The 15,049-nt window shown below is 72.8% G+C and carries 14 protein-coding genes and 1 pseudogene; 4 read left to right on the top strand and 11 right to left on the bottom strand.

Annotated features, from left to right (window positions below; genetic code table 11):
• Positions 1–53: 53 nt before the first annotated feature.
• Both ACFOSY_RS00090 and ACFOSY_RS00095 read right to left on the bottom strand, forming a co-directional pair.
• Positions 54–1,625, bottom strand: a complete 1,572-nt coding sequence (locus ACFOSY_RS00090; protein WP_394304678.1) for an FAD-binding oxidoreductase — start codon at positions 1,623–1,625, stop codon at positions 54–56.
• 158 nt (positions 1,626–1,783) lie between these two features.
• Positions 1,784–1,945, bottom strand: a complete 162-nt coding sequence (locus ACFOSY_RS00095) for a hypothetical protein (protein WP_225655689.1) — start codon at positions 1,943–1,945, stop codon at positions 1,784–1,786.
• Between the two features lie 103 nt (positions 1,946–2,048).
• Between ACFOSY_RS00095 and ACFOSY_RS00100 the strand changes: the two genes are divergently transcribed.
• Positions 2,049–2,891 carry a hypothetical protein gene (locus tag ACFOSY_RS00100; protein WP_394304679.1) on the top strand — a complete coding sequence of 281 codons (843 nt, stop codon included), beginning with the start codon at positions 2,049–2,051 and terminating at the stop codon, positions 2,889–2,891.
• Positions 2,892–3,008: 117 nt separating this feature from the next.
• Positions 3,009–3,194, top strand: a complete 186-nt coding sequence (locus tag ACFOSY_RS00105; RefSeq protein ID WP_189408818.1) for a hypothetical protein — start codon at positions 3,009–3,011, stop codon at positions 3,192–3,194.
• A 22-nt stretch (positions 3,195–3,216) separates the two neighbouring features.
• Here the strand turns inward: ACFOSY_RS00105 and ACFOSY_RS00110 are convergent, their stop codons facing one another.
• Positions 3,217–3,639, bottom strand: a complete 423-nt coding sequence (locus ACFOSY_RS00110) for a metal-sensitive transcriptional regulator (RefSeq protein ID WP_394304680.1) — start codon at positions 3,637–3,639, stop codon at positions 3,217–3,219.
• 237 nt (positions 3,640–3,876) lie between these two features.
• Here ACFOSY_RS00110 and ACFOSY_RS00115 point away from each other — a divergent pair, with 237 nt between their 5' ends.
• The gene (locus tag ACFOSY_RS00115; protein WP_290001794.1) at positions 3,877–4,497 is read left to right on the top strand and encodes a DUF47 domain-containing protein; all 621 of its coding nucleotides are present in this window, start codon (positions 3,877–3,879) and stop codon (positions 4,495–4,497) included.
• A gap of 7 nt (positions 4,498–4,504) precedes the next feature.
• Positions 4,505–5,503, top strand: coding sequence for an inorganic phosphate transporter (locus ACFOSY_RS00120; protein ID WP_394304681.1), 999 nt, complete (start codon positions 4,505–4,507; stop codon positions 5,501–5,503).
• 125 nt (positions 5,504–5,628) lie between these two features.
• Here the strand turns inward: ACFOSY_RS00120 and pstB are convergent, their stop codons facing one another.
• From pstB to ACFOSY_RS00160, 8 genes and pseudogenes are all read right to left on the bottom strand, one after another.
• The gene (pstB, locus tag ACFOSY_RS00125) at positions 5,629–6,405 is read right to left on the bottom strand and encodes a phosphate ABC transporter ATP-binding protein PstB (protein ID WP_006136313.1); all 777 of its coding nucleotides are present in this window, start codon (positions 6,403–6,405) and stop codon (positions 5,629–5,631) included.
• Positions 6,406–6,454: 49 nt separating this feature from the next.
• Positions 6,455–7,513, bottom strand: coding sequence for a phosphate ABC transporter permease PstA (pstA, locus tag ACFOSY_RS00130; RefSeq protein ID WP_394304682.1), 1,059 nt, complete (start codon positions 7,511–7,513; stop codon positions 6,455–6,457).
• Positions 7,510–8,517 carry a phosphate ABC transporter permease subunit PstC gene (pstC, locus tag ACFOSY_RS00135; RefSeq protein WP_394304683.1) on the bottom strand — a complete coding sequence of 336 codons (1,008 nt, stop codon included), beginning with the start codon at positions 8,515–8,517 and terminating at the stop codon, positions 7,510–7,512. The genes pstA and pstC overlap by 4 nt, the downstream gene beginning before the upstream one ends.
• 133 nt (positions 8,518–8,650) lie before the next feature.
• On the bottom strand, positions 8,651–9,778 hold the full coding sequence (pstS, locus tag ACFOSY_RS00140) for a phosphate ABC transporter substrate-binding protein PstS (RefSeq protein ID WP_394304684.1): 1,128 nt from the start codon (positions 9,776–9,778) through the stop codon (positions 8,651–8,653).
• A gap of 209 nt (positions 9,779–9,987) precedes the next feature.
• Positions 9,988–10,425, bottom strand: coding sequence for an NUDIX hydrolase (locus ACFOSY_RS00145; RefSeq protein WP_394304685.1), 438 nt, complete (start codon positions 10,423–10,425; stop codon positions 9,988–9,990).
• A 27-nt stretch (positions 10,426–10,452) separates the two neighbouring features.
• Positions 10,453–11,451: a CHAD domain-containing protein gene (locus tag ACFOSY_RS00150; RefSeq protein WP_394304890.1), complete on the bottom strand. Its 999-nt coding sequence runs from the start codon at positions 11,449–11,451 to the stop codon at positions 10,453–10,455.
• A gap of 801 nt (positions 11,452–12,252) precedes the next feature.
• Positions 12,253–12,681, bottom strand: a pseudogene (locus ACFOSY_RS00155) (CHAD domain-containing protein); the annotation flags it as partial.
• Complete coding sequence (locus ACFOSY_RS00160) at positions 12,566–14,932, bottom strand: RNA degradosome polyphosphate kinase (protein WP_394304686.1); 2,367 nt, start codon at positions 14,930–14,932, stop codon at positions 12,566–12,568. The pseudogene ACFOSY_RS00155 and the gene ACFOSY_RS00160, both read right to left, overlap by 116 nt.
• Positions 14,933–15,049: the final 117 nt, after the last annotated feature.

The following is a 15,049-nucleotide window of genomic DNA, read 5'->3' on the forward strand; positions in this document are numbered from 1 at the left end:
GATCTCCGTCCAGTGGACGGGTGGTCACGGGCCCTCGGTCTGTCCCGAAGGGCTCAGAGGGCCTGCGGGGTCGTGAAGACGCGGTCCGGGTCGTAGCGGCGCTTCAGCCGGGACAGGCGCGGGGCGGCGTCGCCGTAGTAGGCGCGGCGCCAGTCGGTGAGGCCGGGGTCGGTGTAGTTCTGGTACGCGGCGCCGGACGCGTGGGGGTGCAGGGCCCGGTGAGTGTCCGTCAGCCATGCCCGGATCGCCGCGCCGTCGCCGCTGTCGGGGTTCCAGGACGCGAGGTATTGGGCGAGCACGCGGGAGCGGCGGTGGACGAACGCCGTCGCGGTGGGCGCGACCCGGTTGACGGCGCCGCCGAGGGCGGTGAGCGCGATGCTCGCCGAGCCGCCGCGGGCCGCCCCGGTCCGGTCGAGGAGGGTCCGGATGCCGGCGTCGTCGAGGGGGCGGTCGTAGAAGTCGGAGCGGGCCGTGTACGTCTCGCGGGCCAGGGCGCCCTCGGGGCTGCGGCCGGGCGTCTCGCCGGGCAGGGCGCACCGGTCACCGGCGAACGAGGTGCAGCCGGCGTAGAGCTCCATCGACTCCTGGTAGGAGCGGCGGCGCAGCGAGACGCTGCTCGCGGAGGCGCCGATGCGGTCGGCGAGCCGGTCGACGGCGTTCTGCGCGTCGCCGTAGGTCCCGAGGGAGAAGACGGTGACGGAGACGGAGGGGCCGCCGCCGGTGTTGTCCAGGTGGAGGGCGGACCAGATCTCGTCGGGCTGGTCCGGGCCCCAGTCCTGCCAGGCCGCGACCACGGCGGCGGCCCGCTCCCACGGCCAGGTGAGGTAGCCGGTGACGGCGCTCGGGGCGGGGCGGGTGCGGAAGCGGAACTCGGTGACGACGCCGAACTGGGCGTTGCCCGCGCCGCGCAGCGCCCAGAACAGGTCCGGGTGCTCGGAGTCGGAGGCGGTGAGTTGCCGGCCGTCGGCGGTGACCACGGTGGCCTCGGTGAGGCTGTCGCAGGTCAGACCGTAGGCGCGGGAGGTGACGCCGTGGCCGCCGCCGAGCGTGAGCCCGGCGATGCCGACCGTGGGGCAGGAGCCGCCGGGGACGGTGAGCCCGCGCGCGGTGAGGGTGCGGTAGACGTCGATCAGCCGGGCGCCGGCGCCGATGACGGCGGTGTCGCCCTCGACGCGGATGTCGCGCAGCTCGGAGACGTCGACGATCAGGCGGCCGTCGCCGGAGGACCAGCCCGCGTACGAGTGGCCGCCGCTCCGCACGGCGAGCGGGACGGCGTGCTCGCGGGCGTGGGTGAGGGCGGTGCGGATGTCGTCGGCGTGCCGGACGTAGGCGACGGCGGCGGGCCGGAGGGTGTCGAAGCGGGTGTTGTACAGGCGGTGCGCGGTGGTCCAGTCGGCGTCGCCGGGACGGACCAGGCGGCCGTCGAGGTGCCCGGCCAGGGAGGTCCAGTCGGCGGGCGTCGCCGGGCGCGGGGTCCTGGACGGGCGGCGGGGCGAGGGGACGCGGGACGACGGGGCGCGTGAGGTGGGGGGCGCGGGCCGGGGCTCCGGGGAGGTGCACGCGGAGGACACGGCCGCGGTGGTGAGCGCGGCGGCGGCGCCGGCGACGAAGGTGCGGCGGTTCACGGGCGGCCTTCCGGACGTGGGGTGGGGGGTGGCCGGTCACCGGGCCCCGGTCGGGGCGGCCGGCCGGGAGACCTGGCGGGGGACCGGGTGGGGGACCGGGTGGGGGACTGGACGGGGAACCGGACGGGGGCCATTCTCGGCACCCCGCCGGGGCCGCGTCACTCCCCCGTGTGGTTTTCGGCGTCCCTGCGGGCCTGGCTCCTGGCTCTGCGGGCCGGGCCGCGCCATCCGCAGGTGCAGCGGGCCGTGCAGAAGGGCCCCTGCTCGGTGGTGGTCGTGATGTGGGGCCGGGCGTCCGGCGCGTCGTCCTGATGCGGCACGCCGCCCACGGTAACGCCCGCCGGGCCGCGTGACGGGGCCCATGACCGGTCGTTAACGCCACTGACAGCGGTCCGTGGTCGGACGGAGCGGGGGTAGGCAGGGATGGCGCGACGGCGACAGCACAGGCGGGCGCACGGTGCGACGGTCGTGGTCGGGGCCGTCTGCTGTCTCGGGCTCGGGGCCGCCGGATGCGCGCGCAGCGACGCCGTCGCGCAGGGGCCGCCGGCCGGCGATCCGGTGGAGGTGCTGCGCACGGCCGCCGACGCGCTGGTGGAGGCCGGGAGTTCCCAGACGCGCACCTCGCTGGAGATGGCCACCGGGGGCACCCGGGTCACCATCCGCGGCGAGGGCGTCTACGACTACCGCAAGCGGCTCGGGCGGCTGAAGGTGCGGCTGCCGCAGGATCCCGCGGGCGCCGCCGAGGGCCGGCCGATCACCGAACTGCTCGCCCCCGGCGCCCTCTACATGAAGAACCGGGGCGCCGGGGTGCCCGACGACAAGTGGGTGCGGGTGGACACCGCGACGCTGTCCGACGGGAACCTGGTCACCGGCGGGGCGACCGATCCGTTCGCGGCGGCCGAGGTGCTGCGCGGCACGCGCGCGGCGACGTTCGTCGGGCGGACCGAGGTGGCGGGGGCGCGCGTGCGGCACTACCGCGGCACCGCCGATTTGGAGGCGGCCTCGCAGGCGGCGTCGGAGGTCAACCGGGGGCCGTTGGGCGCGGCGGCGAAAGGGTTCGCCACCGCGCGGGTGCCGTTCGACGTGTATCTCGACGACGAGGGGCGGATCCGCAAGATCCGGCACCGGTTCAGCTTCGTGAACGGCGAGCGGAAGGAGCCCGTCGCGGTCGCCTCCACCACCCTGCTGTACGACTTCGGCGCCCCGGCCGACGTGCGGCTTCCCGCGGACGGGGACATCTACGCCGGGCGGATCGCCCAGGAGTGAGCGGCGCCGGCGGGCCGGGGACGGGGGCCGTGGTGACCGGGCCGAACTAGCCCTTCCGTGCCATGCGCGGTCCGTAGGGCGCTCCCTACTCTAGGAAGTCGGTGACGACAGAGTGAGGTGAGGCGCGTGGCTCCGCTCGGGAGGGGGACTGTTCCGGTCCAGGATCACGTGGCGCTCGCCGAGATCGAGCTGTGCGGCGAGCTGATCATCGCCGCGTCCAACGCGGAGGACCGGCTGAGCCTGGAGAGCATCGACGAGGTGCTGCGGGTGGCCGAGGCGCGCACGGACACCGCCGGGCCCTGAGCCCCCGGCCACCGCGGAAGGGTCAGGTCCGCAGCATGCGGGCGATGGCCTGTGTGGCCTCCTTGACCTTCGCGTCGATCTCGTCGCCGCCTTTGACGGCCGCGTCCGCGACGCAGTGGCGCAGGTGCTCCTCCAGCAGTTGCAGCGCGAACGACTGCAGCGCCTTGGTGGAGGCGGACACCTGGGTGAGTATGTCGATGCAGTAGACGTCCTCGTCGACCATCCGCTGAAGGCCCCGGATCTGGCCCTCGATGCGGCGCAGCCGCTTGAGGTGCTCCTGCTTCTGGTGGTGGTAGCCGTGAATCCCGCGGTCGTGATCGGTCACGATGTCCGTTACGTCCGTCACACCCGTCGCGCCCGGGGCGCCCACGGCGGGCGCGGCCCCGGCGGCGCCGTCCGCGTCCGGGGAGGAGGGCGCGTGCGCGCCGGTTCCGGTGGTGGTCATCGCGTCCTCCTGCTGTCCTGATGGGCGCTATATACCCCTGGTGGGTATATAGTACAGAACTTCGCCGTGCGAGGGACGGGCGGTCCGCGCCGCACGGCAGGTCCGCCGAGGAGCTCCTGTCGCCCCCGTACTCATCACTGTGCCCGATGGGCGACACTGGGGGGCGGCCGTTACAGGTGGCCGGATGATGCGCCTAGCATCAGCCTGACCGAAACCGACGCATACCGAGGACCCCACGTGCGCTTTCGTCTGACCCCCAGGGAGACGAGCTTCTACGACATGTTCGCCGCGTCCGCGGACAACATCGTCACGGGCTCCAAGCTCCTGATGGAACTGCTCGGGGCGGACCCCTCCGCCCGGGCCGAGATCGCAGAGCGTATGCGGGCCGCGGAACACGCAGGTGACGACGCCACGCACGCGATCTTCCACCAGCTGAACTCCTCGTTCATCACGCCGTTCGACCGCGAGGACATCTACGCCCTGGCGTCCTCCCTCGACGACATCATGGACTTCATGGAGGAGGCCGTCGACCTGGTCGTCCTCTACAACGTCGAGGAACTGCCCAAGGGCGTCGAGCAGCAGATCGAGGTCCTGGCACGGGCCGCGGAGCTCACCGCGGAGGCCATGCCGCACCTGCGCACCATGGAGAACCTCACCGAGTACTGGATCGAGGTCAACCGGCTGGAGAACCAGGCCGACCAGATCCACCGCAAGCTGCTCGCCCACCTCTTCAACGGCAAGTACGACGCCATCGAGGTGCTGAAGCTCAAGCAGATCGTGGACGTACTGGAGGAGGCGGCGGACGCCTTCGAGCACGTGGCGAACACGGTGGAGACCATCGCCGTCAAGGAGTCCTGAGCCTTTCATGGACACCTTCGCTCTGATCCTGACCGTCGGGGTCGCGCTCTTCTTCACCTACACCAACGGTTTCCACGACTCGGCCAACGCGATCGCCACGTCCGTCTCCACGCGTGCGCTGACGCCCCGCGCGGCGCTCGCGATGGCGGCCGTGATGAACCTGGCCGGCGCCTTCCTGGGGTCCGGGGTCGCCAAGACCGTCAGTGAGGGGCTGATCGAGACGCCCGAAGGGTCGAAGGGGATGGGGATCCTCTTCGCCGCCCTGATCGGCGCCATCGTCTGGAACCTGATCACCTGGTACTTCGGCCTGCCCTCGTCGTCGTCCCACGCCCTGTTCGGCGGCATGGTCGGCGCCGCACTGGCCGGCGGGACGACGGTGTACTGGCACGGCGTCGTCGACAAGATCGTCATCCCGATGTTCGTGTCGCCCGTCGTCGGCCTGATCGCCGGCTACCTGGTGATGACGGCGATCCTGTGGATGTTCCGGCGGGCCAACCCGCACAAGGCGAAGCGGGGCTTCCGCATCGCGCAGACGGTGTCCGCGGCCGGCATGGCTCTCGGCCACGGCCTCCAGGACGCGCAGAAGACCATGGGCATCGTGGTGATGGCCCTGGTCATCGCCGACGTCGAGGACTACGGCGACCCGATCCCGGTCTGGGTGAAGATCGCCTGTGCGCTGATGCTGTCCCTCGGCACCTACGCGGGCGGCTGGCGCATCATGCGCACCCTCGGCCGGAAGATCATCGAGCTGGACCCGCCGCAGGGCTTCGCCGCCGAGACCACCGGCGCGTCCATCATGTTCGGCTCCGCCTTCATCTTCCACGCGCCGATCTCCACCACCCACGTGATCACCTCCGCGATCATGGGCGTCGGCGCCACCAAGCGCGTCAACGCCGTGCGCTGGGGCGTCGCCAAGAACATCGTCCTCGGCTGGTTCATCACCATGCCGGCCGCCGCCCTGATGGCCGCGGCCTGCTTCGGAATCGTGCATCTCGTCGCCCTGTAGATCTCTCTGTAGATCTTTGCGCCGGCACGTGGAAGGGCCCGCCCCCGTTGAGTGGGGGCGGGCCCTTCCCTGCCTCGCGGCGGCACCGCCATGCAGCGTCGCGAGGAGTCCCGTGAGGAGTCCGGTCAGCCGAAGCGGCCCGAGATGTAGTCCTCGGTGGCCTGGACCGACGGGTTGGAGAAGATCCGCTCCGTGTCGTCGATCTCGATCAGCTTGCCGGGCTTGCCGACCGCCGCCAGGTTGAAGAACGCCGTGCGGTCCGAGACACGCGCCGCCTGCTGCATGTTGTGCGTCACGATGACGATCGTGAAGCGCTCCTTCAGCTCGCCGATCAGGTCCTCGATGGCGAGGGTGGAGATCGGGTCCAGGGCGGAGCAGGGCTCGTCCATCAGCAGCACGTTCGGCTCGACCGCGATCGCGCGGGCGATGCACAGACGCTGCTGCTGGCCGCCGGAGAGGCCCGAGCCGGGCTTGTTCAGCCGGTCCTTGACCTCGTTCCACAGGTTCGCGCCCCTGAGGGACTTCTCGACGACGTCGTCCAGCTGGGACTTGCGGTACTTGCCGTTCAGCCGGAGGCCCGCCGCCACGTTGTCGTACACCGACATGGTGGGGAACGGGTTCGGGCGCTGGAAGACCATGCCGACCTCGCGCCGCACGGCCACCGGGTCGATGCCCGCGCCGTACAGGTTCTCGTCGTCGAGCATGACCTTGCCGTCGACCCGGCCGCCCGGGGTCACCTCGTGCATGCGGTTCAGGGTGCGCAGGAAGGTCGACTTGCCGCAGCCGGAGGGGCCGATGAAGGCCGTCACGGAGCGGGGCTCGATGGTCATCGAGATGTCCTCGATGGCCAGGAAGGATCCGTAGTAGGCGTTGAGGCCGCTGACGTCGATGCGCTTGGCCATGGGTATCACTGCTTCTTTCGGGTCGCTGACGACTGGTGGGGGAAGCCGGTCAGCGACCGGTCTTGGGGGCCTTCCAGCGGGCTATGCCGCGGGCCACCAGGTTGAGGATCATGATGAACGCGATCAGCGTCAGGGCCGCCGCCCAGGCACGGTCGTACGCCGCCTCGGAGCCGTTGGTGTACTGGAGGTAGATGTACATCGGCAGGGAGGCCTGCGGGTCCTGGAACGGGTTGGCGTTGATGAAGTTCGTGCCCCACACCAGGAGCAGCACGGGGGCCGTCTCGCCGGTGATGCGGGCGATCGCGAGCATCACGCCGGTGGTGATGCCGCCGATGGACGTCGGCAGGACCACCTTGAGGATGGTGCGCCACTTGGGGACGCCCAGGGCGAGGGACGCCTCGCGCAGCTCGTTGGGGACGAGCTTGAGCATCTCCTCCGTGGAGCGGACCACCACGGGGATCATCAGGATGGACAGCGCCATCGAGCCGGCGAAGCCGGAGTAGCCCATGCCGAGGATCAGGATCCACAGGCTGAGGATGAACAGGCCCGCGACGATGGACGGGATGCCCGTCATCACGTCGACGAAGAAGGTCACGGCCTTCGCGAGCCGGCCCCGGCCGTACTCGACCAGGTAGATCGCGGTGAGCACGCCGACCGGCACGGAGATCGCGGTGGCGAGGCCGACCTGCTCCAGGGTGCCCAGCAGGGCGTGGTAGATGCCGCCGCCCGGCTCGGTGTCGGCGACGACGCCCATCGAGTGGCTGAGGAAGTAGCCGTCGAAGACCTCGATGCCCCGCCTGACGGTCTCCCAGGTCAGCGAGGCGAGCGGGATGACCGCCAGCAGGAACGCCACCCACACCAGGCTGGTCGCGGTGCGGTCCCGGGCCTGCCGGCGCCCCTCGACCTTGGCGGACACGGCGAACGAGCCGCCGACGAACAGCAGCGCCGCGATCAGCGCCCACTGGATGTCGCTGTCCAGCCCGGCCGCGGCGCTGATGCCGTACCCGAGCGCGGCGGAGGCGCCGGCGACGGCCCAGGGGAACCACTTCGGCAGGGTCGCCCCGCGCAGCGAGCTCGCCGGGCGGGTGTCGTGCAGTGCGTGACTCATGCGTTGGCCCCCGAGTACTCCTTGCGGCGGGCGATGATCAGCCGGGCCGCGCCGTTGACCAGCAGCGTGATGACGAACAGCACGAGACCGGAGGCGATCAGCGCGTCCCGGCCCATCTCGGTGGCCTCGTTGAACTTGCTGGCGATGTTCTGGGCGAAGGTGCCGCCGCCCGGGTCGAGCAGGCTGGCGTTGATCGTGAAGCTCGGGGAGAGCACCATGGCGACGGCCATCGTTTCGCCGAGGGCGCGGCCGAGGCCCAGCATCGACGCGGAGATCACGCCGGAGCGGCCGAACGGCAGCACCGACATGCGGATGACCTCCCAGCGGGTGGCGCCGAGGGCCAGGGCGGCCTCCTCGTGCATCCGCGGGACCTGGCGGAAGACCTCACGGCTGACGTTGGTGATGATCGGCAGGATCATCACCGCCAGCAGGATGCCGACGGTGAACAGCGAGCGCGGGGCGCCGTCGTTCCACTCCAGGATCCCGGTCCAGCCGAGGTAGTCGTCGAGCCAGCCGTACAGGCCGTCCAGGTGCGGCACCAGGACGAGGGCGCCCCACAGGCCGTAGACGATGGACGGGACGGCGGCGAGCAGGTCGATCACGTAGCCGATGGGGCCGCCGAGGCGGCGCGGGGCGTAGTGGGTGATGAACAGGGCGATCGCGACGGCGACCGGCACGGCGATGACCATGGCGATGACCGACGACACGACCGTGCCGAACGCCAGGACCGCGATGCCGAACTCCGGCGGGACGCCGCTGGGGTTCCACTCGAAGGTGGTGAAGAAGTTGGCCTCGTCCTCGGAGATGGCCAGCGTGGCGCGGTAGGTGAGGAACGCCGCGATGGCGGCCATGAGGACCAGGACGAAGATGCCGGACCCCCGGGACAGCCCGAGGAAGATCCGGTCGCCGGGGCGGGTGACGCCGCGCGCGGCGCTGCTGTCCGCGGGCGCGGCGGCCGGGCCGGGCTCCGGCGGTGCGGCGGGTTTCTGCGTGGTGATGTCCATCGGATTCTCCGGTCTGCGGAGCCGCGGGGCCCGGCCGGCTCGGTCGGAGCCGTCCGGAGCCTCACGGCTCCTGTTGGCGGTGCACCGGACGGTGCGGCCCGGCCCGGGGTCGGGCGCGGGCCGCACACTCGGGTCAGCTGAGGCCGGCGATGGTCTCGCGGACCTTGGTGATGATCTCCGTCGGCATCGGGGCGTAGCCGGCGTCCGCCAGCTGGGCCTGACCGTCCTCGGAGGCCACGTAGTTCAGGAAGGACTTGGTGGCGGGCAGGGTGTCGGCCTTGTTGCCCTTGTCGCAGACGATCTCGTACGTCACCAGGACGATCGGGTAGGCGCCCTCGGCGGTCGGGGTGTAGTCGAGCTCCAGCGCGAGGTCCTTGCCGGTGCCGACGACCTTGGCGGCGCCGATGGCGGCGGTGGCGTTCTCGATGGTCGCCTTCACCGGCTCGGTGGCCTCGGTCTTGATGTCGACGGTCTTGATGCCGTCGGCGGCGTAGGACAGCTCGAAGTACGAGATGGCGCCGTTGGTCTGCTTCACCTGCTGGGCGACACCGGAGGAGCCCTGCGCGGACTGGCCGCCCTCGGCCTCCCAGGACTTGCCCGGCTCGTACGTCCAGTCCTTGGGCGCGGCGGCCTTCAGGTACTTGGTGAAGTTGTCCGTGGTGCCGGACTCGTCGGAGCGGTGGAACGCCTGGATCTTCAGGTCGGGAAGCTCGACGCCGTTGTTCAGCTTGGCGATCGCCGGGTCGTTCCACTTGGTGATCTTGTTGTCGAAGATCTTCGCCAGGGTGGAGGCGTCCAGGGTGAGGGCGTCCACACCGGGGACGTTGTAGCCGACCGCGATCGGGCCGCCCACCATCGGCAGGTCGATGCCCTGGCCGTCGGTGCACACCTTCTTCGACGCCTCGACCTCTTCGGGCTTCAGCGCCGAGTCCGAACCGGCGAACGCCGTCTGGCCCTGCGTGAACGCGGTGATGCCGGCGCCCGAACCGGTCGGGTTGTAGTTGATCTGCACGTCCTTGCAGGCCGCGGTGTACTGCTTCACCCAGGCGTCGATGGCGTTCTTCTGGGCGGAGGAGCCGGACGCCTGGAGCTGGCCCTTGGCGTCGCCGCAGTCGATGTTGCCGGCCTGCGCGGTCGCGGAGGCGCCGCCGCCCTCGCCGCCGCCGGTGTCGTCGGAGCCGCACGCCGTGAGGGCCAGGGCGCCGGTGACGGCGAGAGCACCGAGAGCGAGGGCCCGCCGGTTCATGCGCTGAAGCTTCACTTTTGTTCCTTCCAGTGGCCGCCGTCCTGAATTCGGCGGCGTGCGAAGTGGGGTGAGGCGGGTCGCCTCGTCCGGTAAGCGTTCGTGTACGGGCGATCCGCACCGCGTAAGGCCGAAATTAGGCAGAACAGGTGAAGCGGCCGATGGGCGTACATGAACGAGGGGTGAACCCCTGAGGACGGTGCGGTGAGGCCGCGGCGCGGGCGCTGTCAGCGGGCCGGACGGAGGGTGTCGAGGAGGGCGTCCACGAGGCCGGCGTCCATCGGCGAGGTGAGGTGGCGGCGGGCCGCGTCCGGGGGCAGCCAGAGGACGCGGTCGACCTCGTCGTTGGGCGCGAACGTGCCGGAGACCGCCTCGGCCGCCCAGTAGCGGACCCGCTTGGGGTGCCCGTTCGCGAGATAGCGGGTGCTGGGCAGCTCGGCGGCCGGCACGGCGGTGTACCCCGTCTCCTCGGCGACCTCGCGCAGCGCGCCCGCGAGCGCGTCCTCGCCGCGCTTCAGCTTGCCCTTCGGCCAGGACCAGTCGTCGTACTTGGGCCGGTGGACCAGGCACAGCTCCAGCTCGGCGGTGACGGGCGAGCGGCGCCACAGGACGCAGCCGGCCGCCTCGACGGTGAGGCCGCTTCTGGCGGTTCGGGTGGTGCGCACCGGGTGCCTCCCTGTCGCGCGGCGTTCCTACGGCGTGCCGGCGGGCGGCTTCTGCCAGGCCCGCTGGAACGCGTACCGCGCCGCCTCCACCTCATGCCGCTGGTCGGCGTGGAGCACGCCCAGCGCGTACGCCGTGGCCGGGGCGATCCTCGGCGTACGGGCCGCGTGCGCGGCGGCGGCCGCGGCCTCGGCCGCGTCACGGTGCCGGTCCAGCGCCTCGCCCGCCGCGCGCAGCCGGGGGTCGTCGCCCGCGGCGGGGTGCAGCACCTCCTGGGCGTAGCGGTGCAGGCGGAGCAGGAGCCGCACCTGGTGCCAGGGGGCGTCCTGCGGGTGCGGGGCGGGATCGGGGGACAGGCCGTGCACCAGCGCCTCGGCGTTGTACGGGCTGCCGGCGGTGAGGAGGGGCAGCGCGGCGACGGCGTCCGCGAGCCGCTCACGCGCCGCGTCGGCCAGCGGGCGCAGATCGGCGCCCTCGGCCGCCGCGGCCAGCGGGACCTCGCTGGCCAGCACGGCCACCTGGTCGGCGACGGCATGGAACCGCGCCGACCCGAGCGCCTGGAGGGCGGTGGAGTGCGCCCGCGTCCGAGCGAGCGTGAGCTGCCGCTCCAGCAGGGCGCCGGCCTTGGCGGCCCCCACGGTGAGGGGCGCCCGGCCACCACGGGCGCCGTCGCGTTGAGCCCCGGCGGCGTCGCGCTGCGCCCCGGCGGCGCGGGGGCGGGTGTCGTGCGCGGCGGTCCGGGCCTCGCCCGCTGCGGTGCGGGCGTCGTCGGTGCGGGGGCGGCCGGTGGTCCCCGGCTCGCCTCCGGTGCGCGGGCGGCCGGTGGTTCCGGGCTCGTCCCCGGGGCGGGGGCGGCCGGTGGTCCCGGGCTCGCCCCCGATGCGCGGACGGTCGGTGGTCCCGGGCTCGCCTCCGGTGCGCGGGCGGCCGGTGGTCCGGGGCTCCTCCCCGGCGCGCGGGCGGTCGGTGGCGCGGCGGTCGTCCGGGGCCGGGACGGTGGCGGTCACGGTGGCGGCCCGACGTGCCACGGCGGGCCGCGCACCGGCGGCCCGGACGGGGGCCTGGGCGGCAGTCGCGGGGGCGGGACGGAGGACGTCCGACGGGGCGTCGGCGGCGGGTGCGGGTGTGGCGGGGACGGGCCGGGTGGCCGGTACGCCGGGGGTGCGGGCAGGCGCCGGGGTTTCCGGCGAGCCCTCGGCCGAGCTCGGCGGCCGGCCGCCGGGTGACGCTGCGGCTTCGCCGGTGACGCGGGACGCTGTCGCGCCGTAGTCGTCAACACGAGCGGCGCCTCGCGGCCCGGCGTCGGCCGAGGTCCCACGGCCGTCCGGGGCGGGCTGCGCCGCGACGGCCGCGGGGGCCCCGGAGGCGTCCCGAGCAGCGGGCCGGGTGGCAGTCCCCAGGCCGTCCTCGGCGGAAGCCGAAAGCCTCCCGTCGGTAGAGGCGACCGCCGACGCGGGCCCGCCCGAGGTGTGAGGGGCGGTCGTGTCGGCGCGGACGCCGGACGCGCCTCGCGGGGCGTCGGCGGGCGAGGTCGCGCGGGTGTCAGGGGCGGGCTGCGGTGCGGAGGTCGCGTGGGACCCGGTGGGGTCCGCAGCGGCGGGGCGCGTGGCGGCCGGCGCGCCCGCCGCGTGGCCACGGGCCGAGGTCTCTTGGCCGTACGCGGCCGGATTCGCCGGCTCCCCGCCAGGGGAAGCTGTGCGTCCGCCGCGGGTGCGGGACGCGCTTCGCGGCCCGGCGTCGGCCGAGGCCGGCCGCCCGGCGGGGGCGGCCCCCGCAGAGGCCGGGGCCTCGGCGGAGGCGGAGGGCCGGCGCGGCGGCCGGGCCGCGGGGGGTGTCGGGGCCGCCGGGCCCGAGAGGCGGTGGAGGGCTTCCAGGAGGCGGGTGAGGCGGGTCGTGCAGGCGTCCTCCTGGGAGAGGGTGCCCGAGACCCAGGCGAGCTCCGGGCCCAGGGTCTGGGACCAGGCCGGGTCCAGGAGCGGCTGGAAGGTGTAGAGGCCCGCGCTGATCCTGCGGGCCGCGCGCCTCAGCGCGCGGGCCGCCTCCGCGGACTCCTCCGGTGTCGCCGCGCCCCGGTGGAGGCGCAGCGCGCGGAGGAACTCGGTCGCCCGCTCCCGCAGATGCCGGGCCAGGACGTCCGCCGGGTCATGGTGCTGCTGTGCCACGCCGGCGCCTCCGGGCGTCAATGAGCGTCTCCTGGATGTTGCGCAGGGGCTGGCCGTCCGCGTCCGTGGAGTGCCGGGTCCATTCGCCGTCCGCACCGAGGTGCCAGGACGCGGTGGTGTCGGACATCCCGGTCTCCAGCAGCCGGTTGAGGGCGGCCCGGTGCGCCGGGTCGGTGACCCGTACCATCGCCTCGATCCGCCGGTCGAGGTTGCGGTGCATCATGTCGGCGCTGCCGATCCACACCTCGGGCTCGCCGCCGTTGCCGAAGGCGAACACACGGGAGTGTTCGAGGAAGCGGCCGAGGACGGACCGCACCCGCACGTTCTCCGACAGCCCCGGCACGCCGGGCCGGATCGCGCAGATGCCGCGCACCCAGATGTCGACCGGCACGCCGGCCTGGGACGCCCGGTAGCAGGCGTCGACGACGGCCTCGTCGACCATCGAGTTGACCTTGATGCGCACGTACGCGGGCCGCCCGGCGCGGTGGTGCTGCGCCTCCTTGTCGATCCGTGAGATCAGGCCGTCCCGCAGGGACTTGGGGGCGACCAGCAGCCGCCGGTAGGTCTCACGCCGGGAGTAGCCGGAGAGGCGGTTGAACAGGTCGGAGAGGTCCGCGCCGACCTGCGGGTCCGCGGTGAGCAGCCCGAGGTCCTCGTACAGCCGGGCCGTCTTCGGGTGGTAGTTGCCAGTGCCGACGTGGCTGTAGCGCCGAAGCGTCTCGCCCTCCTGACGGACCACCAGCGACAGCTTGCAGTGGGTCTTCAGGCCGACCAGGCCGTACACGACGTGGCAGCCGGCCTCCTCCAGCTTGCGCGCCCACTTGATGTTGGCGTGCTCGTCGAAGCGGGCCTTGATCTCGACCAGCACCAGGACCTGCTTGCCGGACTCGGCGGCGTCGATGAGGGCGTCCACTATCGGGGAGTCGCCGGAGGTCCGGTACAGGGTCTGCTTGATGGCCAGCACGTCCGGGTCGCCGGCCGCCTGCTCCAGGAACGCCTGCACGGAGGTCGAGAACGAGTCGTACGGGTGGTGCAGCAGCACGTCCCGGCTGCGCAGCGCGGCGAAGATGTCCGGCGCGGACGCCGACTCCACCTCGGCCAGGTCGCGGTGGGTGCCGGCGACGAACTTCGGGTACTTCAGCTCGGGCCGGTCCAGGCTGTGGATGCGGAACAGGCCGGTCAGGTCGAGCGGGCCGGGCAGCGGGTACACCTCGGCCTCGGAGATCTTCAGCTCGCGCACGAGCAGGTCCAGGACCTCGCGGTCGATGGACTCCTCGACCTCCAGCCGTACCGGCGGGCCGAAGCGGCGCCGCATGAGCTCCTTCTCCAGGGCCTGGAGCAGGTTCTCCGCGTCGTCCTCCTCGACCTCGAGGTCCTCGTTGCGGGTGAGCCGGAAGGCGTGGTGCTCCAGCACCTCCATGCCCGGGAACAGCTCCTCCAGGTGGGCGGCGATGACGTCCTCGATGGGGACGTACCGGCCGGGGGAGCACTCCAGGAAACGGGACAGCAGCGGCGGCACCTTCACCCGGGCGAAGTGCTTGTGCCCGGTGACCGGGTTGCGCACGACGACGGCCAGGTTCAGCGACAGGCCCGAGATGTACGGGAAGGGGTGCGCCGGGTCGACCGCGAGCGGGGTCAGCACCGGGAAGATCTGGTGCCGGAACAGGGTGAACAGGCGGGCCTGTTCCTTCTCCGCCAGCTCGTTCCAGCGGACCAGGTGGATGCCCTCCTCCGCGAGGGCGGGGGCGACGTCCTCGTGGTAGCAGGCGGCGTGCCGGGCCATCAGCTCACGGGAGCGGGCCCAGATCATCTCCAGCACCTCGCGCGGCTGGAGGCCGGAGGCGGAGCGGGTGGCCACGCCGGTGGCTATGCGCCGCTTGAGGCCCGCCACCCGGACCATGAAGAACTCGTCCAGGTTGCTGGCGAAGATCGCGAGGAAGTTCGCCCGCTCCAGCAGCGGGGTGTCGGGATCCTCGGCCAGTTCGAGCACCCGCTCGTTGAACGCCAGCCAACTGCGCTCGCGGTCGAGGAAACGGCCCTGGGGCAGCGGGACGGCGCCCTCCGTGAGCGCCTCCTCGTAGCCGTCCAGGTCGGCGTCGATGTCGGGTTCCAGATCGGACACCGCTCCGGCCACGGTGTGCGGCCGGTGCGCGGCGATGGAGCCCACGGAGGGCTGCGCGTGCTGGACCTGTGCCTGGGTGTTGGGCTGGCTCATGACCCCATTCTTCCGCGCGAAGGGCGTCACGGGCGCGTCGGAAAGCGCGGGTGGGAGCGGTGGGGGCCCTGAGGCGCTCCCGTACCGTCCGTTCACCCCGCGGGGTGAGGGCTCTGGCGCGGCGGGTCGCATTCACCGAGCGTCGCAAGGCCGTCTGAATCCGTGGTTACGGCGACATGACGTCCAGGGCAGCGGGCGGTGGCCCGCGGGGGTGTTCCGGCCGGGACACGGCAAGGGGGCGTGCCCGCG

The sequence above is a fragment of the Streptomyces lusitanus genome (genome assembly GCF_042647945.1).
GTDB lineage: Bacteria > Actinomycetota > Actinomycetes > Streptomycetales > Streptomycetaceae > Streptomyces > Streptomyces pseudogriseolus.